The sequence below is a fragment of the Niabella yanshanensis genome (genome assembly GCF_034424215.1).
GTDB lineage: Bacteria > Bacteroidota > Bacteroidia > Chitinophagales > Chitinophagaceae > Niabella > Niabella yanshanensis.
On record NZ_CP139960.1, the window covers coordinates 2,405,572 to 2,426,690 of the forward strand.

Sequence of the window (21,119 nt, forward strand, 5' to 3'; positions counted from 1 at the left end):
AGGGTTTAATGGATTAATTTTCCCAGGGGGCTTTACCTTCTACAGTTAATCCCATGCTACGTGCTGTACCAGCAACCATTTTCATGGCGCTTTCAGGAGTAAAGCAGTTCAGGTCAGGCATTTTATCTTTTGCGATCGCCTCTACCTGCTCCCATGTAACTTTACCTACTTTGGCACGGTTGCTTTCTTTAGACCCTTTTTGAATTTTAGCCGCTTCCATCAACTGCACAGCAGCCGGAGGCGTTTTAATTACAAAGTCGAAACTTTTGTCGGTATAAACTGTGATTAATACAGGAAGTACTTTTCCTGGTTTTTCCTGTGTGCGCGCATTGAACTGCTTGCAGAATTCCATGATGTTAACACCTTTGGAACCCAGCGCCGGACCGATTGGAGGTGCAGGATTGGCCTGACCACCTTTACACTGCAGCTTTACAAAGCCGGAGATTTCTTTTGCCATTTTTAATGATTTATTGGTTCAAACGCTCTGCCGGTTATTCCGGGAAGAGCTCCCAAATTCCTCGTTCTGTATTGATATGTATCTGTACAGAAAACCTAAAAAGAACTAATTGGGGGTGCAAAGGTAGGTATTTTAGTTGAAAAGTTAGCAAGTTGACAGGTTTACAGGAACAGGCATCAACCAAAGACGCAAAACTAATTGGTTTCAAAAGTATTATTGATAATTTTAGGGAATGAAATATATCCTTTTCGCATTGTTTGTCTCCTTTTGGGTGCCGGCTTCGGCCCAAACATCGCCATTTTTCGATTCAACAGGTATTGTTGCCAGTGAATTTGAAGGCTTGATGAAAATAAAGCAGGTATTTAGTTTTACCGAAGGACCTGTTGCTGATAAAGACGGTAAAGTATATTTTACCGATCAGCCCAATAACAGGATATGGCGCTACGACCCAGCTACTACCGTATTATGGGAGTTTAAAAAAGATGCCGGCAGAGCCAACGGTCTGGACATTGACGCTAAAGGTAATATTATCGCCTGCGCCGATGAGAATAATGAAATATGGTCGATAGACACCAGGGGGCATATTGTAAAAGTGTTGCTGGGTAAAGTAGACGGCAAAAAGCTGAATGGCCCCAACGATTTATGGATTGACCGTAAAGGAGGCATTTATTTCACTGACCCCTATTACCAGCGTGATTACTGGACCCGCACAGCACCCGAAATCAAAGAACAAAACGTATATTATTTGCCTAAAGGCGCTACCCAGCCCATAACGGTGAATAACGAACTGGTAAAGCCGAACGGCATCACAGGTTCGGCTGATGGAAAATATCTTTTTGTGGCCGACATAGGGGACAACAAGACCTACAGATTTCAGATAAACCGTGACGGCACTTTATCAGGCAAACAATTATTTGTGTCCCAGGGATCGGATGGCATCACCCTCGACAACAGAGGCAATCTATACTTAACGGGAAATGGCGTTACTGTTTATGACAGCACGGGCAAAAAAATAGCCTATATACCGGTACCGGAAAAATGGACGGCCAATATTTGCTTTGGGGGAAAAGACCGGAATATTCTTTTTATGACAGCGGGACCGTCTGTATATTATTTGAAAATGAAAGCTAAGGGGCCGGAAAAGTTTAAACGCAACCAATAGTGTCGAATGAAAATTTAAGCAGTTTATTACCTGACTTAAAACCTCACTGACTACTTTTGCAGCCTCACCCAATTAGTGGGTATTTTAAAATCAATGGCTTATCATTACCTAGCATTCGGCATTCCTGTTATTTCAGAAATTGAACTGCCTGCATTATTTCCTATCAATGAATCCTCCAACCTGGAAAACCCGGTATATGTAAAGCTGGGCCTGGCGCCCGTTGAGCTTACAGGTGAGGGACAAAATGCTGATAGAAATGCTTACTGCAATGCTGATGAAATGATTTACACGATCAGCAAGAAAATCAAATTCTATATTTCTAATGGCAACCAGGTGATCATTGAGCCGATTGCGGCGGATTACCGTACTAACCTGATTTATTTTTATTCCAACGGGCTAGCGGCTATTTTGTACCAGCGGGATATGATCCCGTTTCATGTGTCCGGAGTTTTCACCGGATCCGGAAAAGTTGCGCTCTTTGCAGCTCCCTCCGGCACAGGCAAGTCTACCCTGGCCGTAAAATTACAGGAGTTGGGGTTTCAGCCCTTTACAGATGATACCGCTGTATTATTTATAAAGGACGGGAAGTGTTATGCACAAGCGTCCTATCCTATGATCCGTTTGTGGGAACAAACATTGGATCAACAGCATTTGCTGAATATTGCCAATAAGCAAAAGATCTTTGATGATGGGGACCGGGATAAGTTTGGCTTTTCCTTCCACAGCCAGTTTGCAACAGCGCCGGTTGAGGTTGAAAAAATAATCTTCCTGGATAAAGAGGGTTCGGAAATGCGTCTGTCGCCTATAGGAAATATAGAAGCATTTAAAGCGCTTTCGGATAATGTGTATCGGAACCATTGGATACCGGTGATACAAAAAAGCAAATTACAGTTCTCATTAGTAGGTAAGATATTGAATTGCACCCCTTATTTCTTGGCTCTGCGTCCCAAAGATGTCAATAGCATATCAGAATTCCCCCTATTCGTGAAAAAAATTTTGCAAAATGTTCAGAACTAGGTATTTTGCACCCCGTAATTAACATTAAAACTTAATTTATGGAAACTAAAAAAACTTGGATCGCCCCGGAAATAGCTGAGATTGAAATCAACAACGGAGTTGATGCCAAAACCGACTTTTCGAATACTGCAAGCTAATTGTTATCAGGCAGTATTAGTTAATGCTAAAAAAATTTAAGCGGAGTTTAGTTTTAAACTCCGCTTTTTATTTAATGACTGATGGACATCTTATCTGGGTGCTGGCAATATTACGATCCTGGTTCTATTGCCTCAACACTTAAAAAAATGTATAGTGCGTTCAAGGCACTGCCACATATTTCTTACAATTGTAAAACAATAGAATTTGTAGGATTTGGACACCTAGTTTCTGGGACGATTTCATCGGTTAACAACGCTCCCTTGTATTTGTCTGGTGAACGGTTACTTTTCGCTGCGCAAGGAAGAGTTGACAATATAGATAAACTCACTAAGGACCTGGGTGCTGAATTTAAGAATTCATCTGGTTCTACGTTACTTTTGCAAGCCTACATAAAATGGGGGAAAGACTGCGTGCATTATTTGCGTGGCGATTGGAATATTGTAGTTTTTAACTGCAATACTGAAGAGTTATTTATAGCGCAAAGTCCAACCGGTTACACATCAATCTATTATTACCAGGATAATACCGGATTTTACTTCAGTTCCTCCATAAAAGGTATTCTGCAGCTTCCTAATTATTCCAAACAGTTGAACGAAACGCATTTCATGCGTCAGCTCACGCTATGGGATAGAAATAGATGCGAAAAAGATACCTTTTATAACAATATTTTTTCTTTACCCTTAGCACATTCCCTTACGGTAAAAAACAGGAGACTATCAATAGAAAGGTACTGGCAGCCGCAAAACATAGCTAAAAGGACCTACAAAAATAAGCAGGACTATGCAGATAAAATGACCGAACTGCTTACAACTGCTATTAAGGTCAGACTTTGTAGTCATAAGCCTGTTGCATCTACCTTAAGCGGCGGTCTGGACAGCAGTACAGTAAGCTATATAGCGGCTGAGCTTCTGAAATCACAGCAAAAAAAGCTGGCCACTTTCAGCCATGTCCCCCTTTTTACATCTGATACGGCTCGGGATATAGAAAAGAAAAAAAGTATTTTGGATGAAACGCCTTTAATCGAAGAAGTTGTACGGGCTTCGGGAAATATTAGACCGACATTATTAAATTCCTCCGGATACAGTGTACTTAATGGATTGAAAGACTTTTTACATATTTACGATGCACCGATTCACGGTGCAAGTAATGCCTTTTGGTTTCTTGACATTTATAAACAATCCAAGGAGGCAGGAATAGGTGTTATGCTTACTGGAGAGGGAGGTAATGGCAGCATCTCTTTTGCGGGTGCGCGCTATATGCTTCCGCCAAATCTCTCTGGTTTTCTGCACAGCCCATTATGGTTTATGAGAAATCATATTATTAAGCCCGTTGCAAAAAGCCTTTTTGCAGACTATATTAGTAAAAGATCCTATAATAGAAATGATTTAAAAAAATATGCGTTAAACATTTTTGCACAGCCCTTCATGTTGGAAAAATGCAATATTGGCGCAACTATTCCCGAAAATACCCAATCGCTAAAATTGAATAGCAGGGATATTAATCAAGACAAAGAGCTTTTTCTACATTTATACAATACTAGAAGCTTGGTAGGTGCGGCCTGTGGTCATTATTACGGAATAGAATTAAGAGACCCTACGGTAGATCAAGATGTTATGGAATATTTTTTCAGTATTCCTAATGAGGTCTTTTTTGATGACCGACATAATAACCGCATGTTGGTAAAACGAATGATGCGGGGCAAAATACCGGACAGCGTTTTATTTGAAAAAAGAAAGGGTCTCCAAAGTGCGGATATAGCGTATAGAGTGAAGGCACAAAGTGACGAAATTACTGCCGCTATCGATACGATAAACCGAAGTGCTGCGGCCAACCACTATATTAATACAACGGAATTGGCAAAAACCTGGTTGTCTTACTCAAAAGAATCGTATATACAACCTTATCAGATGCAACGGCTTCTGAAAGCTCTTCAATTTGCCTTATTTTTGCAAATCAATTTCGATTAGTCAATTACGCCGGCATGAACTATCAATTTAACGCAAAGGATATATTAATAACACAGCTAGGAGAAGAAGGTGTAGCATTTAACAGCGTTACGAACGAGTATTTTTCGTTAAATGAAACCTCCTTTAAAATTCTTAAAGGAATTGAAAATAATTTATCAGTTGACGCTATTTGCGAGCAATTGATAAAGGAATATGATATTGCAAAATCTGATTGTGAAAAGCAGGTAAATACCACCATTCAGCTTTTTCTTTCCAAGAAGTTGATTACAAAAGAATGATCAACAAAATCAAATCTTTTTTGAGATTAAGCCTATCCAGGAAAATCATAGTGATCCAGGCTTTTTGCGTATCGGTGTATACCTTTTTCCTTTTTAGATTTTTTAACCGGCGGGCCAGGTTCGGAGAAAAAATACCTTCCACAGGTAGCCTATATCAATTGCCTTATAAAAAGGCAATTGATATAGGCTGGGCTATACAAATTGTGGCTAAATATATCTCCTGGAAAAATGTATGCAGGCACCAGGCTTACCAGGCAAAATTGCTTTGTAACTTATACAAAATACCCTACATGATTTTTGTAGGTTTTAAGAAAGATGCGCATACAAATGAAATAGAAGCACATGCCTGGACGGTTGCCGGAGGGAAAATAATTACAGGGTTCTGTAATCCCGATGAGTACATGGTGCAAAGCGTATATAAAAATAAATGGCAATAGAATTAAAAAACTTTAATCCCAGGGACCTGATCAAGAACATCAGGCGCTCTCTGCTGCTATTATGGGAAACAAGTAATTCTTTGGCATTATTGACCTTTGGCCTGCATATAATACAGGCCCTATTGCCCGTGGCCTCTCTTTACTTTATTAAGATATTAATAGAAGGCGTCACCAATAAACGGGATTTTTCTGAAATTGTTCCTTTTATCATTTACTTCCTGGTATCCCAGTTATTGCTTGCCCTTGCACAGCAATATGCCAACTACATTGTAACCATTTATCAACTCCGGGTTACCGACTACCTGTCCAGGCAGGTTCTTGAAAAAGCAGTGAGTGTTGATTACGGGTATTATGAAAACCCCGCCTATCACGATAATCTGCATTTAGCACAACAACAATCTCTGTACAGGGCAGGTATGCTGTTAACCAGCTTTACGGCCTTTATTACCTCTGGTTTTGCGCTCCTGTTTCTGCTGGCATTTTTTATCAGTATGCAGTCTTTTTTTGCGTTATTGTTTATTATGTTCTCTTTGCCCCTGGCTACTATAAAATGGTATTATGGCATTGCGATCATGCAACAGGAGCGAAAACTAACCCCGCTTGAAAGAGAAAGCAATTACTTACACCAGATATTAACCGGCGTTAGTTTTGCAAAAGAAGCCCGGATGTTTGGCTTTGGCTCATTCTTCATCAGCAAATTTGTAAACATTCGCAATTTTATCAGGCTTCAAAAGCAACAGCTCAATAAAAAGCTCACCAATTATAGCCTCATTGCCGAAACCGTAGAAATAATTGCAATGGCTATTATTTTTGCTATGCTTGCCCGCCAAACCCTTGCAGGAGCTGTTTCTATTGGTCTTTTCGTGGTTTATATCCAGGGGTTTCAAAGCCTGCAAAATAATTCGAAAAATTTCCTGCAAAGCATTGTACAGATTTTTCAGCAACGTATTTTCTTACAAGACCTGTTTTTGTTCCTCGATATACCTGCATCTCGTCAAACAAGCACTCTGAACCCCTTCCCACTTACTCGGTCAGGATTAATTATCAACAACCTTAGTTTTCAATATTCACCTGACAGTAAACAGGTGCTTCACAATGTGTCACTTCAATGTAAACCCGGGCAGATTATTGCCATTGTGGGTCAAAATGGATCAGGAAAATCTACCTTAATCAAACTCCTGGCTAAGCTGTATGAAGCGAGCCAGGGTCATATATTACTTGACGATACAGCAATCGGCGATATCCCCCCTCAGGTTTATAAAGATCAAACGGTTTTCCTGTTCCAGGATTTTGAAAAATATTTTTTTACAATAGAAGAAAATATTGTTTTGGGCGAGCCCGACAAGACAAAAACCACAGCTGACCTCCAATCGGCTGCAGAAGCTGCAGGTGCAGAAAGCCTGATAGCAAAATTGCCGCATGGCTATAAAACCCGCATGGGCCGCATTTTCGACGGCAGCACCCAGCTCAGCGGAGGAGAGTGGCAGAAAATTGCATTGGCGAGAGTCTTTTACCGCGATAAAGCCCAGTTGATTGTTTTGGACGAACCTACCAGTGCATTAGACGCGCCGGCTGAATACGAAATATTTAAACAAATCAAAGCCATTGCAAAAAACAAAATGGTTATTTTAATAACACACCGTTTATATAATTTAAAGATCGCCGATCATTTATACGTGATGGAAAACGGCCGAATTGCGGAAGAGGGCTCTTTTGACGAATTGATTGAAAAAAATGGCGTATTTGCACAGCTTTATAATATGCAGCAACTATGATGATTCCTATCGAAGATGTAAAATCAAAATATGGGACCGAAATATCAATGGTATTGCTATGCTGCCGGCTGCATTTTGATACTGAAAAACTTGCAACCTTACAGCACTGTATCGATACCTATGAAATTAACTGGGATGATGTTATCTATCTTTCAAGATATCATAGAATTGAACCTATTGTCTATAAGATACTAAGCAAGGCTAATTTGCCGGCCGCTATCGCTTTGCGCGTAAAGCAAAGTCAACTCCTCTTAGTTCAGAATAATTTTAAACAGGCTTTAGAGACTGAGCGAATAATAGAATTGCTTGAAACCAGGGATATCGAATGTACGCCTTATAAAGGTGTTGCTTTTTCCATGCAGTTTTATGGCGATATTATATCCAGGGAGTCGAGCGATATAGACCTGGTGATATCACATAAAGACTTTGGCGAAGTGTTAAAGCTGATGACAGCGGATGGTTATATTTTTGAAAACGAAGTTGAATACAACTATTATAAAAAAGATATTTTTGATAAAAGCAATAGTCTCAACTTTGATAAATTTAAAAAGGACGTAAGAGAATTTCACATCGAATTTCATTGGCGGATAACTGAAAACTTCATACAGGTTCACAGCGAGGCTCACAGGCAGCTATTCAATAATTCCGATAAAATTGTTTTAGCAAAGCGGGAAGTAAATGCATTAAACGTTAATGCCCATTATGTAACCATCTTCATTCATCATTCTAATCATGATGGGTTCAGAGTTCTTAAGAACCTTGTAGATCTTTGCCAATTCCTCCCTTCCAACAATCCTGCTATCGATATCAACTATATTAAAAAAGCTTTTAAAAACCTCCGGTTGGTAAAGGCTGCTGAAGTCTGTTGCTATCTTGCAGCTGAGGTATTAGGCGTTCATCTGCCATTTTCCACAGCCAACAATGATAACAAAATACCTGAAAAATTAAAAGCATTTTTTGTAGAACGGCTACTGGGTAAAAGGTCCTACCGCGATACGGCTTTGGATAACCTCGACAACAGAAGCCAGCTATATCTCAAAGATTCCCTGTCGGAGAAAATCGCATTTATTTTTGCCGGTTTCAAACAAAGAACCTCCCCTTCTCCGGAAGACCTGCAAACCCTGAAATTAAACCGAAATCTACACTTTCTTTACCCTGCTATTAAATCCTTCAGGCTATTTACCAAAGGCATTGATAAGAAGCATATAAAAAAACAAAAATGATTATGGTCTTAATGATGATAACCTTTATATAGATGGTAGAAGACTAATAAGTGAACCGTTTTTATTCTGAGCGAAAGAGGCAAACGGCGGTTTTCAGCAGCCTGCATCAGTAATCTTCTCGGAATTAAATGATACAGTATTTTTCCTTTCCATGAGGTTAAGAAATTAAGCTGAAAAACATCGTCAGCCCATGGATGCTTTTTAAGCAGGTACTTTAAACCCTGATTCGCGAAAGCTTCCCGCTGCTGCAATGCAAAACTTAGAGGTTTATCCATTACCCCGGTCGCAACCGCCTGTTTATTAAATAAAACCTTTACTCCTGCTTCTTTTTGCATTCTGCACCCGAGTTCAGTATCCTCCCCCCCATAAGTAGTGATCCCTTCGTCAAAGCCGTTGAGTTTAACAAACAAAGAGGCGGGCATGGATACATTTCCTGTGAGGATATATTTTGCGGGTATTTCAGCCAGGTTATTTTGAAACCGGTTCATTCCCCTGGTCATGTCATACTCCCCCCAGATATCACCTCTTTCATATTGGATTTTCCCTAATGAAATGATGTATCCGCCACTGACTTTGAAAGCTGCATAATGTACCGAAACAAAGTCACTTTGCACCGTCAGGTCCGAGTCCAGGAACAGCACGTAGTTTGCTGTTAAATGAGGGAGCACCAGGTTTCGTGTAGCGGCTCTTCCATGATTCTTTTTATCGGAATGCTCCACCCAACTCAACGGGAAATTAAAAGAATTCAAGGATAGATATTCTAAAGTAGCATCGGTTGAGCCGTCTACTGCCACCCACACTTTAAAATTGCGAAGGGTTTGCCTTTCCAGGCTTTCGAGGCATTGTTTAAGCTCTTCGAGGTTATTATAGGTGGGTATAACAATATCAAAAAGCAGCATTCAAAAAATTTGATTTTAACTGAAACATTTTATCTGATCAACACCATTTTCCCGTACCCCTTATTAAAATACTTATCGGTATTATTATCTTTTGTACTGTATTTATCCAGGCTTCTTCCATTCAAATTAGTAAGCACCCGGTACAGGTACACACCATTGCCCAGTTTTTGACCATATTGATCGGTTCCATCCCATTTAAATTCGGTGATATTCCTCCCAATACGCAACGGCCCCAATTCAGCCTTGGTAATTTCACGAACGATCTTACCGGTTACCGTTAATATCTGGATTCTGATATTCTGTGGAATATCAGAACCGGTTAAAGTAAATACAAATGCGGTCGAACTTGTAAAAGGGTTAGGATAGTTGAGTAAGTTAGAGATCATGGGTTTGTTGATCACCTGGAATGCGATCCTGTAGTCGAGATTACCCGCAGTATTTCCGCTTTGGTCTTTTGCACTAACCATTAATTCATAATCTCCGTCTGCCAGGAGGTGGGGCTTAAAGGTTACCGTAGCGGTGTTGGCATTATTACCGCCCTGACCCGGAGTGGTTAACACTAAAGTATCATTGTTAAACTTATAATCGCGCGTTGCACCATCAGGATGTTTCAATTGTACTTTTACCAGGTCGGTATTATTCAACAGCAGATACTTAGAGTCGTCAGTAAGCTTCATCACGATAGTGGGCTTACTGGAAATAATATCCCTGTTAAGAATACGCGCGCCATCAAAAGTTACATCCAGATAGGGATTGGTGGTATCTCTTCGTACATGAAAATTCCGGGATACAAAATTATTAAACAGATATTGTTCAAGCTGGTGATGCCCGCCTTCCGGATTCACTTCCAGGTAAGCAAGATTGGTTCCACCGAAGGACCTGGTATCAACCGAAACATTCACCCGAACAGTATCTCCCGGTGCCAGGGGTTTTATTTTAGGAACATTTATTAAATGTTCTACATTGTTTTGATCACGAATCGAAAGTTTAAGAGCCAAACTATCAAAACTATGATCACTCACATTTTTAAAGGCTATCCCCAGATTAAGCGGCTCACCGGCTTCTACTGTGTCTTTCGTGCTGAAATATATATTGGGAGCAATACCTCCTTCAGGTGCTGGAACATTATAAAGACGCCAATACTTTAGCTGATAGGGGCTTTTATCTATCGTATCACGCGTTTGCAAAGCAATTCTTAAGCCTGCATAATTTTGTACATTAAGGGAAGAGAGATCCAATCGTTTCTGACTAACAGGTACCTGGCCAATTAATTCTGTTTCCCGGCCGGTTGCATCTACACCCAGCACAGCCAGAAAAGCATTATCCGTTGATGGAGTTTCAACACTATACCCATCCCAGACTAATGTTTTCCACTCTTTGGCTTTAGGGTAAACAGGAGATTTTACCGTACCTGTTGTTCCATAAGCAGGCACCGTAATACTCACACTTAGCTTATCGGATACAGTAGTGCCAACCGCCTGGGCTAATGGGCCGGGCTTTCCTTTTTGATAAATAAAAATATAAGGAACTACAGAGTTTACTAAATCCAACTCCGACAGGCCGATAGACTTAAGCTGGTGATATAACGAAATATTTCTACCAAGAACACTTGTGTCTGCCTGCCAGGCTGCCGGTAAAATTGTTGACCCAATTTGATTGCTTGTTAGCGCAACGTAATAGCCATTTGGGATAGAATCTAAAAAGCTCATGACCGTCTTCCTGGCATTGGTTGTAGATATATCAAACTGAAAATACTTCACCAGCCTTGGATGAGTACCTGCTATGGGAAGGGGGCGATAGCTACCGTACATACCACTTGCCCCCAGATCGGCGTTCTCGACCGGAGCAAGAGATCTGTTGTTAATTAAATAAAAACGCAGCGAATTTTCCTGAGGGTTGGCACTCCCATTTGCCGGATTCATAATATATCCTCCCTGTATTCCTAACCCATTTATCTGGTAAGCAACATCATTAAGCAATCCTGGCGACCTTGTAATGGCGTTTGTAACGATTAATGAAGCTGTCAGGCTATCATAAACAAAGCTCCCGTCGCTTTTAATACCCATTTCACTGTAAGCATTGTCTATTAACTGTCCATAACCTGATTGACTGTAACCGTAATTCGTTCCCTGCATGTAGGTAAAAGAAGCTCCATTCCAGATAGGTTGCTCGTTAGCATTTGATGACTTATAAGCTACCCGCCAGTAATAAACTGTGCTGTCCTTAAATGTGAAACCGGGACTAAATTCAAGAAGTCCACCGGATGAAATTTTATTTTGGCTAATTTTAAAAGATGAATTGAATGTTCTCACCGTATCTATCTCTATTACATAATTTCTTGATTCGGCAAACGGGTTTCCTGTTGAAGCAGAAAGCACTATATTCTGGCGATTTATTATGGAATAATTAGCAGGGAATACCGGTTTAATATCATCTTCGTAAATAAAAATATCCTTAATAAGTGTATTATTGGTTTCAAATAATTCACTAGTAGCGTTCTCCGGATCGATAGTAATCGTAAACTGGTTAGCACCCTTATCAATCAAAGGATCAATATGTATTTGATATAAGATTGAATCTGCATAGCGTATAGGAGGTAATGTATCCCTTTGGATTATCTTTGTAGAAAGATCAGGCAGCGTTCTCTTTAATTCTACAATCACATTCCTGTTAACTGCCTTTCCCAGGTTAGCAATTTTTGCTTTTATAATGAAGCTCGGATCGGCTACCGAAACAATAGAAGGATTAACCGTAACCATTTGATCCTCGATAGCATAATCCGGCTTGTCATACTGGTAGAAACGTATTGCGGGGTCTCCGTTCAAAGTATACTGCTCACATTGAGCTCTTACATACCTGTTTCCCTCACCACCCTGCTTTGCAAAAGTTTTAACAATTGCCTTTTGCATCATTTCTCCAAGGGTACCTCCATAGCTTGTTTTACTTAATTCAGCATATAGTTCCTGGTTATACAACGCCAGAGATTGGATAAAACCCAACGCCGTTCCCGCCATCATAGCAATACTCCCCCTCTCCTTTTCAAACATAAACTTCTCTGAAAAAGTGGTAATATTGGAAAGTCGGGCCTCGTTCAAAATAAAAATATCTCCAACATTGCACCCCATCATATGGAATACAGGATATTTACCCTGGTTCAAATACCCGGTTGGGTCATCAAGTTTAAAGACAAGCCCTTCGGTACTTGAATGACCGAAGTAGGATACCAGGTTCACTCCGCTATTCATTAGCGATCTGAATGCTTCAGCTGCTTTTTGTTGTTCACCTGCGTTGGTGCTTTTCAGGAAATCAATAACATTAGCACCATATAAAGTATCGGTAGCAATATTTTTAGCGAAGTTCAATGCTGCATATAATTGACTGATTTCACCCGGAACGTCAGAACCGACTATATGAGCAATATTTTTTTTCCAGCTATTGGCTAGCGGATTCGGTTGGGGCAGCAATTTTTCTTCATACTGTTTCACTTTTTCAAGGTAAATTGCAAATTCGTTGCCGTTTACTACAGGTACCCGGCCAATTGGAGTTAGGGGAATAGAACTTGCGCCCTCAGCAGCCAATAGCTTATCTGATGCAGGCTCTCCAAAGGTAGGAATGAGATTCAACCTGCCTGTTACCGGATTAGACTCATTATATCGGGCCGCAGTATACTTTACACCCTTACCAACAATAAACACACTTTTGGGAGCAGTAGAAAAATGGCTCCGGGCAAACCTCAGAAAATTCCTTACACTCAAAGGGCTTCCTTTAATACCATAAGCAAATTGATCCGTTAACTGATCAATCAGGTATATCTTAGCATTATAACCTCCACCAGCCTGAGAGCTTCTATAGGCACGATATTCCTCAACAGGTTGAGATCCGCCCGATCCGTTCAATATGGCTTGATGTGTGATCATTAAATAATTCCCCTGATTGGCCGGAGCGGAATAATCAATAAAACTCCTTGTTTCGAAATTGTTGATCGTTTTAACAGTGGCAGTATTTACTAATACTACCTCCGCATTGGCTATAGAAGGCAATACATATATTTTTACAAGGGAGGGATTAGAGGCATCGGCGTCATATCTCTTTCCACTGCTGAGGTCATATAAAACAGGAGCACCTGAAGTGTTAAAGCCGGCAATTTCCATGTACTTGCCGGTAGCAGTTGCGCCCGGTAGTTTAAAACGGAAATTACCCGAACCTCCAAAATTGAAAATGCGGGGATAGACAATTTCAATGGCGCCAATTTTAATACGATTATTGGCAACCGCAGATATATTTGATACCTGAATGCTTTCTGAAGCACCGGTTAAAGCAGTAACAGGCAGGGTGCCGGATAATCTGGAATAATTGAATTGGTTTAAGGTTGTATTGAATACTTCATTATTATTCAATTTCATTTGTACCACCCGGCTATTGTCACTGTTGCCCACAACGCGCATATTAAGTTGCATTGGAGGAGCGCCAGAACCAGTGAACGGGAATAATCCGGATTGTGGAATTGTTCTTGTTTGATTTTGATTTATTTCATTCGAGGTCCAGCCTTCGCCTCCTTCAAAAGAAGCCGAAATTGCCGGAGTTGACACAGCACCTTCATAAGGCCCTAAATGTATGCTCTCATTGAGATAAATACCTGCAGTATGCATGAAATAAGGCTCCGCAACCGCACCTGCAGGTATGGTGTTAGCTGTGGGTATAAGTCTTTTGTTACTGCCGGCTGCATTTACAGTAAGGAAATAAGCGGCTGTGTCGGTAAACAAGCTTTTGCTGTTGTTAATCTGGTCCAGCGGATTACGATATAGTACCTGATCCGCCTTACCATCGTTGACCTCACCCCAGAACTCTATGAACCCGCCAGCAGCCAAAGCACCGGTTTGACCGGAAGTGTAAATGGGCACTTCTACCCCGTTACGCCAGAGCTGAAAAGCCGAAACATCGGTATTAGCCTGATTGATGGCCACCAATGCCGATTGCGGGATCCTGTAAAGCCCGTTGGATCCCACTTTAAATTTGTAATAGGTTTTGCTATAATCGATCCACTCATTATTAAATGATTGCGCCAGGGCAGTCATTGTATGCAACAGGAAAAGTATAGTCAGCAGCTTCTTCATCGGGTGCTCATTAATTTAAAATACCGAGGATTTCTTTTCGCGGTTCAAATCTAATCTAAGCGAGAATACGTGGGTAAATAATGGATTAGACTGATTGGCCAGGTTGGCAAATGCGTAGTCAATTACAACAGACCTAACCCTGAAACCTACACCCACACTGGGCTGATAGATCCAAACCTTTTTCTGGTTCAGTGTGTCTCCATCGGCTAATCCCTGTTGAAAATTATTAATGCCTCCTCTCACGAAAAAGATATTTTTGTATCCATATTCCAGTCCTACTTTAGGATCAATACTTACGGCATCACTGCTCACAACCGTATTGCGCTTACCATCAAAAGTCAGGTCAAAATCAGTTTCTGCGAGAACGGTAGAGGTTTTACCAATGGTGAATAAGCGTGATGCCGCTAACGTCAATCTTGGTGCGGTAAGCTCTGACGATTTTACCGGGATATCGTTATTGGTGAGATATAATACTTCTTTTTCTTTTTCAGTAAAATTAAAGGTCCAGGTATTAAAGGTACTGGTGATGTCCTTCGCCACTATGCCAAATCTCCATTTATCTTTAAACACCTGTAAACCGGCATCCAGACCAAAGCCCCAGGCCTGCGCAAATTTTCCCACATTCCGATAGATCACCTTGGCATTGGCGCCAAAATTCACCATACTATTCTCAGTCTTTTTGAGGTTTTGTCCATACGATAAAAGAAACGCATAGTCGGCCGAAGAAAAAGTCTGGATATTATTATAATTGAGCGACCCGTCGGGGTTTACCAGGAAAAGCGTATTAGGTATATCATCCACGGCAAACCTCATAGCAGAAAGCCCCAATACCCTTTTTTCATTGGTAGTAGGTATGGCTACATTGGCAAAATCATATTTACCGATGCCTGCAAAGTACTCGGAGTGCATCAAATTTACTTCGGTTCGGCCCTGCACATTCACTAATCCCGCCGGGTTCCAGTAACCGGCCGTTCCATCAGCTACTGACGCAGCCTGGGCTCCCCCCATCGCCAGTCCACGGGCTCCGGCGCCAATATTCAAAAACTCGTTGGAATATTTTCTAAACTGCGCGACAACCGGCTGGTAGCAGATTTGAATTGCCAGAAATATGCTTACAAAGGGTATAAATTTTCTTATAGTCACTAAACAGTTATTAATAATTACCGGTCAGCTCCAGACTGCACATACTTGAATGGCCTGTTTCTTCATCAAACGACCCACAATGGCAGTACCTGTCAACTTTCTCGCATGTGATCAAAATTAAAGGGCTTATGCGAAATTAACATTATCATACAAATCAGCAGCAGAATTAGTTAAATGCTTAATAATATTCGCCCAACAGGGTAAAAACGTACTTTTGCGCCCATGGATTTAATAAAAGAGCTGAAATGGCGAGGAATGGTGCAGGATATGATTCCTGGTACCGATGAACAACTGAAAAAAGAAATTACAACTGGTTATATCGGGTTTGATCCAACAGCCACCAGTCTGCATATTGGCAGCCTGGTACCTATCCTGCTTTTGGTACATATGCAAAAAGCAGGACACAAACCTATCGCCCTTGTGGGTGGCGCTACGGGTATGATCGGCGATCCCAGCGGTAAAAGTGAGGAACGAAACCTGTTGAATGAAGCACAATTGGCTGAAAATGTAGCGGGCATTAAAGCTCAGCTGGAAAAATACCTGGATTTTGATGCATCAAAGCCTAATGCGGCCCTGATGGTTAACAACTACGATTGGTTTAAAACCATTTCGTTTATAGATTTTCTACGGGATGCCGGAAAACACATCACGGTAAACTACATGATGGCGAAGGACAGCGTGAAAAAGCGCTTTGAGGGAGAAGTTGGCATCAGCTACACAGAATTCGCTTATCAGATGATGCAGGGATACGACTTTTACCATCTGTTTAAAGAAAACAACTGTAAACTGCAAATGGGCGGCAGCGATCAATGGGGTAATATTACCACCGGTACCGAGTTTGTACGCCGGAAGGTTCAGGGAGAAGCTTTTGCATTTACCTGCCCGCTGATCAGAAAAGCCGACGGTACTAAATTCGGCAAAACAGAAAGCGGCAATGTTTGGTTAGACCCTGAACGTACTACTCCCTACCAGTTTTACCAGTTTTGGCTAAACGCCAGCGACGCTGATGCAGAGAACTGGATCAAAATATTTACCTTTTTAGATGAGCCAACCATCAATCAGCTCATCGAAGAACATAAAAAAGACGCTGCAAAACGCCTGCTACAAAAGGTTTTAGCCAAAGAGGTGACAACTTTCGTACATGGATCCGAAGCTTATGATCAGGCAATTGCTACTACAGAAAAGCTTTTTGCGGATCAAAACAAACCTGCCGAAGAAATGAGCATTGAAGACCTGGAAGGTATGGCCGGGATTGTGAAATCTACTATCGGCAAAGATGTTATCGCCAAGGGAATCGATATTGTAAGCCTTTTAGCTGATGCAAAAATTACCACCAGCAAAGGAGAAGCCCGCAAACTGGTTCAGGGAGGTGGCGTACAGCTCAATCGCAGGAAAGTAGAGGATGCTCAGCTATCGGTAAGCAACGACAACCTGTTGCACAACAAGTACCTGTTACTTCAGAAAGGAAAGAAAAATTACTACCTGGTTGAGATTATTGGATAAAAAGTTAAGGGAGCTGTCGCTCCCTTTTTTTAACAGTTTTATTTCTTCAGAAAAATAAAAATAGCGCCTATAAAGGTGAGCACAATAATCAATCGCCGGTAGCTGGTATCTTTTATTAATGAAACAATTTTAATACCTAATAGAAAACCAACTAACAGAGCAGGCAAGAGCAAAGCATCGGTCTTCAAACTATCTACCGTTACATTTTTCCAGACGAATACCTGGAAGGGAAGCTTAAAAAAATTAATGGCCAGGAACACCCATGCAGCCGTACCGATAAAATTGTTCTTGGGCATGCGCATCGCTAAAAAATAAATATTAGCGAAAGCACCGGCAAGGTTGCCGATCATGGTGGTAAAACCTGAAATCAATCCCATGCCGGACACAAAGAATTTATTAGACGGAACGATCATTGTTTTCCTGACTTCCAGGTACAACATAATGATCACGGTTATCACAATAATCGTAGCCATTATTTTCCTGAATACTGCTTCGTTCATGTGCTGACCAGCAAAAACACCTACCAGCACCCCAACCACCATCCAGGGAATCAGTTTCCAGAAATGCTTCCATTCTGCATGGCGGTGATAATACTTTACCGCCATCAGATCGGCTGCGCATAATAAAGGAAGTACCACACCTGTCGATGCCTTGCCGCCCAGCACTATCGCCATCAGGGTTACATTCAGCATATCGATCCCTTTTAACCCGGCTTTAGCCAGCCCTATAAAAAAGGCGGATAATGCGAGCAGCACCCAGTTAGTTAAGGAGTAATCATTAAATAACGCTTGCAAAAATATCTTTTTGAATATTAAGTCACAGGATCTGAAATCCTTGTTATTTTAAAGGCTTCACCGCTTTCCACATTTCCTGCGCTACCAATAGATTACCGGCGCCGTTAAGATGTACCCGATCGGTGGTTAATATCCCCTTTTCTTCATTGGCCGGATTATTCTTATCCAGGTAACTCATAAACGATTGACGAAGATCTACCAACGGTATATTATTTTTCGCTGCATATTCCCGGATCCATTTGGCATAAAAATTCAGGTCGCCATCCTGCAAATTAGAGTCATCGTTTCTTTCGCCGATTACAGATGGCGTACACATAATTGGCTGTATACCTGCCTGCTTCATTTTATTGATCATCTTATCATAAAAAGCGCCAAATTTGCTGAGCTCAGTTCCCGTACCGCTTGTTGTTTTATGCCATACATCATTGATGCCGATATACACCACAACAATATCCGGTTTCTGATCGAGTACATCTTCCTGGAAGCGATAGAACAGATCGTATACCCGGTTACCGCCTATCCCTTTGCCTACAAACTCAAAGTTCTCTGCCAGCTTATCCTGCCTGCAAAGACTATCTACCTTCGGTATATATCCATTGGGACCGGCTCCCTGCTGTGTAATAGAATCTCCAAAAAATATTACTTTTTTCTTTTTAACGGGCTGGAAAGCAATAAGCGCAATGGCGGCAAGCGTCAGTAGATACTTCATGTGTTGATACTTTTTTATAGTAAAAATTTTATACTGTTCAGAGAATTTCGTTCTCAAATTAACGGGTACAAGTTTAAACAAAAACATCAAATAACACTATTAAATGTTTTTACTTTAGCCGGATATCTTTTGGCATAGCTGAAAAGCATGTTGGTAATGATGCTATTTTCTTTATAGGGTGTAACCAGGTCTTTCAACCTTTCCGGCTCTTCCACAACGGTATCGTTAGGTATAAATCCCATGCCATAAAACTTGCCCTGCCATACCAATATACAGGAGTTTTGGTCGCGGGTAATACCTTCATCAATGATAACAAAAGACGGCAGACCTTTTAATTTATCGATGGCCGACTCAACCCGGCAATTATAATCGACCACTGTTTCTCGCTTTTCACAAGCTCCTTTGCACAAGACGGCATGCTTGGCTTCATCGTAAAGATTTTTGCTGATGAAGCAGAGATGCGGGCAGAGATTGAAATCCTGAACAAGCTGTCTCAAGGCTGCACCTGCGTTTTCTAGATGATGATAAGAGCTGATGACCTCGTAACGGCTATTCACCTTATCTATAGCCAGCCTTATATATCCATTCTGATCATAATAGCGAATGATGCCATACATATCTTCCCGCTTTTTTTGAGCCGCATTAAAACGGGGCCACAATCGTTTTATTTCAGATGATTCTTTAACAGCAGCCATTAGCTCCGTACCACACTCCTCGAAACTGATGCGGTATACTTCCCTCATAAAGTTTTGCTTTTGCCGGGAGGTAGCGTTATTGCTAAAATGACTGCTTACCCTGTAACGTATATTTTTCGCCTTTCCTACGTAAACCACCTTTCCTTTTTCATCATGAAAATAATAGACCCCTGCAGTATAAGGCAGGTTTTCAAAATCAGTTTTGGGCACATTGGGCGGTAATACATGTTCCTTAGATGTACGCTTTAAGCTTTTAATGATATGCCCCTCGGTGTCATGCTCCAACAGCATCCTGAACAATGCTACAGTAGCGTCTGTGTCACCGCCGGCTCTATGATGATTTACATGAGTTATACCCAAAGCATTGCACAGTTTACCGAGGCTGTACGACTGGTAGCCTGGTAGTATTTTACGGCTCATTCTAACCGTACACAGCTTGTTCGCATCATAAGCATATCCGCAAACCTGTAGCTGGTTACGTACAAAAGAATAATCGAAGTTTACGCTGTGCGCCACAAATACTTTTCCGTTCAGCAGTTCATAAATACGTTCGGCTACCTCTTCAAAAACAGGTGCTCCGGCTACCATAGCATTGCTGATACCTGTCAATGCTTCGATATAAGGAGGTATACGATGAACCGGGTTAATCAGAGTTTCATATCGTTCCACTACCTCAATTCCATCAAAAATGACAATGCAGATTTCTGTGATACCATTGGCATCGGCATAACCACCCGTGGTTTCTATATCAACAATTGCATACATGTGCGACCCGCTAATTTCGGAAAATTATTTGTCTTTTTCCTATGCAAAATTCGGGATACGGCGTCATAGATTTTGATTAATCTGTTTGTGACAAAACAAAGCTTGGGATATGCACCTTTCAGTTAAATGCTTTTTCCTTTTATCTTTTATATATATCATTGGTTGCCATGCCACTCCGTCGGGAGAAAGGGAGATAGTTACACCCGATGCGCCCACTGCAACTGAGCCCGGATATGACACTACACAAAAAAATGTCCATGTATTGGTAGCTTTATGCGATAATAAATACCAGGGGATTGTTCCTGTTCCCGCAAAAATCGGGAACGGACAAGATCCCGACAATAACCTGTACTGGGGTTGCGGCTACGGCGTACGAACCTATTTTAAGAAAAGCAGCCACTGGACATTTATCAAAAGCATAAAGCGGGATGGCATCAAAATGCAAAGACTGGTGTTTAAACACAAGCGAAAGAACAGCTACCTTATTGCCGATGCTTATAATGGTATGTACATTAAGGACTGTACTGTGGATTTTTTCCAAAGCTGCTCCGGCCGGTTAAAGGATGTTCTGGATATTAATGGTAAGCGTATCGGTATTAATGGGAATGCTTCATTAATAGCTTATATAGGCCATGACGGACTGATGGACTTTAACCTGAACGAATCTTTTCAGAATACGGATGGCAAAAAGCGGGATGCGATTATACTGGCATGCATCAGTAAAAAATATTTTACGCCTTATTTATCGCAGACCCAGGCCAGACCTCTGGTTTGGAGCACGGGGCTTATGAGCCCCGAAGCCTATACCCTGCACGACGCCTTGAACGCATATCTAAGCAATCAATCGCCGGAAGCCATGAGGTCTGCCGCTGCAAAGGCTTACGCTAAATATCAAAAATGTAGTGAAAAAGCGGCCAGGAATTTGTTAGTGACCGGATTTTAGAACGCGTGTAACACTTTTGCTATTACCAGGTCTTAATATTTGAACGTTTTCATCGAAAAAACATGAAGGAGTTAAGGATAGTTAGGGCTAATCACTTAAA

The 21,119-nt window shown here is 41.2% G+C and carries 16 protein-coding genes; 9 read left to right on the plus strand and 7 right to left on the minus strand.

The window, feature by feature from the left end; translation table 11 throughout:
* Positions 1-13: 13 nt before the first annotated feature.
* Complete coding sequence (gene rplK / locus U0035_RS09755; protein WP_114792124.1) at positions 14-457, minus strand: 50S ribosomal protein L11; 444 nt, start codon at positions 455-457, stop codon at positions 14-16.
* A gap of 232 nt (positions 458-689) precedes the next feature.
* Between rplK and U0035_RS09760 the strand changes: the two genes are divergently transcribed.
* The 7 genes from U0035_RS09760 to U0035_RS09790 all read left to right on the plus strand — a co-directional run bounded on the left by U0035_RS09760 (position 690) and on the right by U0035_RS09790 (position 8,454).
* On the plus strand, positions 690-1,619 hold the full coding sequence (locus tag U0035_RS09760; RefSeq protein ID WP_114792125.1) for an SMP-30/gluconolactonase/LRE family protein: 930 nt from the start codon (positions 690-692) through the stop codon (positions 1,617-1,619).
* A 93-nt stretch (positions 1,620-1,712) separates the two neighbouring features.
* Positions 1,713-2,636 (plus strand): hypothetical protein, encoded by a 924-nt coding sequence (locus U0035_RS09765; protein ID WP_114792126.1) that lies wholly within the window; start codon positions 1,713-1,715, stop codon positions 2,634-2,636.
* 218 nt (positions 2,637-2,854) lie between these two features.
* Positions 2,855-4,741, plus strand: a complete 1,887-nt coding sequence (locus U0035_RS09770) for an asparagine synthetase B family protein (RefSeq protein ID WP_114792127.1) — start codon at positions 2,855-2,857, stop codon at positions 4,739-4,741.
* A 14-nt stretch (positions 4,742-4,755) separates the two neighbouring features.
* On the plus strand, positions 4,756-5,019 hold the full coding sequence (locus U0035_RS09775; RefSeq protein ID WP_114792128.1) for a PqqD family protein: 264 nt from the start codon (positions 4,756-4,758) through the stop codon (positions 5,017-5,019).
* A gap of 20 nt (positions 5,020-5,039) precedes the next feature.
* Positions 5,040-5,456, plus strand: coding sequence for a lasso peptide biosynthesis B2 protein (locus U0035_RS09780; protein ID WP_162817952.1), 417 nt, complete (start codon positions 5,040-5,042; stop codon positions 5,454-5,456).
* Entirely contained in the window at positions 5,447-7,231 is a 1,785-nt protein-coding gene (locus U0035_RS09785; protein WP_114792130.1) for an ABC transporter ATP-binding protein, read from the plus strand. Before U0035_RS09780 ends, U0035_RS09785 begins: the two co-directional genes overlap by 10 nt.
* A complete protein-coding gene (locus U0035_RS09790; protein ID WP_114792131.1) occupies positions 7,228-8,454 on the plus strand; it encodes a nucleotidyltransferase domain-containing protein in 1,227 nt (408 codons plus the stop codon). Before U0035_RS09785 ends, U0035_RS09790 begins: the two co-directional genes overlap by 4 nt.
* A gap of 8 nt (positions 8,455-8,462) precedes the next feature.
* Here U0035_RS09790 and U0035_RS09795 read toward each other — a convergent pair whose 3' ends face one another.
* The 3 genes from U0035_RS09795 to U0035_RS09805 are packed head-to-tail and all read right to left on the minus strand — an operon-like array spanning position 8,463 to position 15,592.
* On the minus strand, positions 8,463-9,353 hold the full coding sequence (locus U0035_RS09795) for a glycosyltransferase family 2 protein (protein WP_114792132.1): 891 nt from the start codon (positions 9,351-9,353) through the stop codon (positions 8,463-8,465).
* Positions 9,354-9,382: 29 nt separating this feature from the next.
* The gene (gene porU2, locus U0035_RS09800; protein WP_114792133.1) at positions 9,383-14,467 is read right to left on the minus strand and encodes a putative type IX secretion system sortase PorU2; all 5,085 of its coding nucleotides are present in this window, start codon (positions 14,465-14,467) and stop codon (positions 9,383-9,385) included.
* A 15-nt stretch (positions 14,468-14,482) separates the two neighbouring features.
* The gene (locus U0035_RS09805) at positions 14,483-15,592 is read right to left on the minus strand and encodes a putative type IX sorting system protein PorV2 (RefSeq protein WP_114792248.1); all 1,110 of its coding nucleotides are present in this window, start codon (positions 15,590-15,592) and stop codon (positions 14,483-14,485) included.
* A gap of 240 nt (positions 15,593-15,832) precedes the next feature.
* Between U0035_RS09805 and tyrS the strand changes: the two genes are divergently transcribed.
* Entirely contained in the window at positions 15,833-17,113 is a 1,281-nt protein-coding gene (tyrS, locus tag U0035_RS09810) for a tyrosine--tRNA ligase (protein WP_114792134.1), read from the plus strand.
* 38 nt (positions 17,114-17,151) lie between these two features.
* Here the strand turns inward: tyrS and U0035_RS09815 are convergent, their stop codons facing one another.
* From U0035_RS09815 to U0035_RS09825, 3 genes are all read right to left on the minus strand, one after another.
* Complete coding sequence (locus U0035_RS09815) at positions 17,152-17,907, minus strand: sulfite exporter TauE/SafE family protein (protein ID WP_114792135.1); 756 nt, start codon at positions 17,905-17,907, stop codon at positions 17,152-17,154.
* A 43-nt stretch (positions 17,908-17,950) separates the two neighbouring features.
* Positions 17,951-18,616 carry an SGNH/GDSL hydrolase family protein gene (locus U0035_RS09820; protein WP_114792249.1) on the minus strand — a complete coding sequence of 222 codons (666 nt, stop codon included), beginning with the start codon at positions 18,614-18,616 and terminating at the stop codon, positions 17,951-17,953.
* Positions 18,617-18,702: 86 nt separating this feature from the next.
* On the minus strand, positions 18,703-20,076 hold the full coding sequence (locus tag U0035_RS09825; RefSeq protein WP_114792136.1) for an exonuclease domain-containing protein: 1,374 nt from the start codon (positions 20,074-20,076) through the stop codon (positions 18,703-18,705).
* A gap of 109 nt (positions 20,077-20,185) precedes the next feature.
* Here U0035_RS09825 and U0035_RS09830 point away from each other — a divergent pair, with 109 nt between their 5' ends.
* A complete protein-coding gene (locus U0035_RS09830; protein WP_211316495.1) occupies positions 20,186-21,019 on the plus strand; it encodes a hypothetical protein in 834 nt (277 codons plus the stop codon).
* The last annotated feature ends 100 nt before the right edge of the window (positions 21,020-21,119 follow it).

Excerpts from the sequence above, each read along its gene's own strand:
- rplK (WP_114792124.1), bottom strand. The coding sequence starts at position 457 with ATGGCAAAAGAAATCTCCGGCTTTGTAAAGCTGCAGTGTAAAGGTGGT.
- U0035_RS09760 (WP_114792125.1), top strand. The coding sequence starts at position 690 with ATGAAATATATCCTTTTCGCATTGTTTGTCTCCTTTTGGGTGCCGGCT.
- U0035_RS09765 (WP_114792126.1), top strand. The coding sequence starts at position 1,713 with ATGGCTTATCATTACCTAGCATTCGGCATTCCTGTTATTTCAGAAATT.
- U0035_RS09770 (WP_114792127.1), top strand. The coding sequence starts at position 2,855 with ATGGACATCTTATCTGGGTGCTGGCAATATTACGATCCTGGTTCTATT.
- U0035_RS09775 (WP_114792128.1), top strand. The coding sequence starts at position 4,756 with ATGAACTATCAATTTAACGCAAAGGATATATTAATAACACAGCTAGGA.
- U0035_RS09785 (WP_114792130.1), top strand. The coding sequence starts at position 5,447 with ATGGCAATAGAATTAAAAAACTTTAATCCCAGGGACCTGATCAAGAAC.
- U0035_RS09790 (WP_114792131.1), top strand. The coding sequence starts at position 7,228 with ATGATGATTCCTATCGAAGATGTAAAATCAAAATATGGGACCGAAATA.
- U0035_RS09795 (WP_114792132.1), bottom strand. The coding sequence starts at position 9,353 with ATGCTGCTTTTTGATATTGTTATACCCACCTATAATAACCTCGAAGAG.
- porU2 (WP_114792133.1), bottom strand. The coding sequence starts at position 14,467 with ATGAAGAAGCTGCTGACTATACTTTTCCTGTTGCATACAATGACTGCC.
- tyrS (WP_114792134.1), top strand. The coding sequence starts at position 15,833 with ATGGATTTAATAAAAGAGCTGAAATGGCGAGGAATGGTGCAGGATATG.
- U0035_RS09820 (WP_114792249.1), bottom strand. The coding sequence starts at position 18,616 with ATGAAGTATCTACTGACGCTTGCCGCCATTGCGCTTATTGCTTTCCAG.
- U0035_RS09825 (WP_114792136.1), bottom strand. The coding sequence starts at position 20,076 with ATGTATGCAATTGTTGATATAGAAACCACGGGTGGTTATGCCGATGCC.
- U0035_RS09830 (WP_211316495.1), top strand. The coding sequence starts at position 20,186 with ATGCACCTTTCAGTTAAATGCTTTTTCCTTTTATCTTTTATATATATC.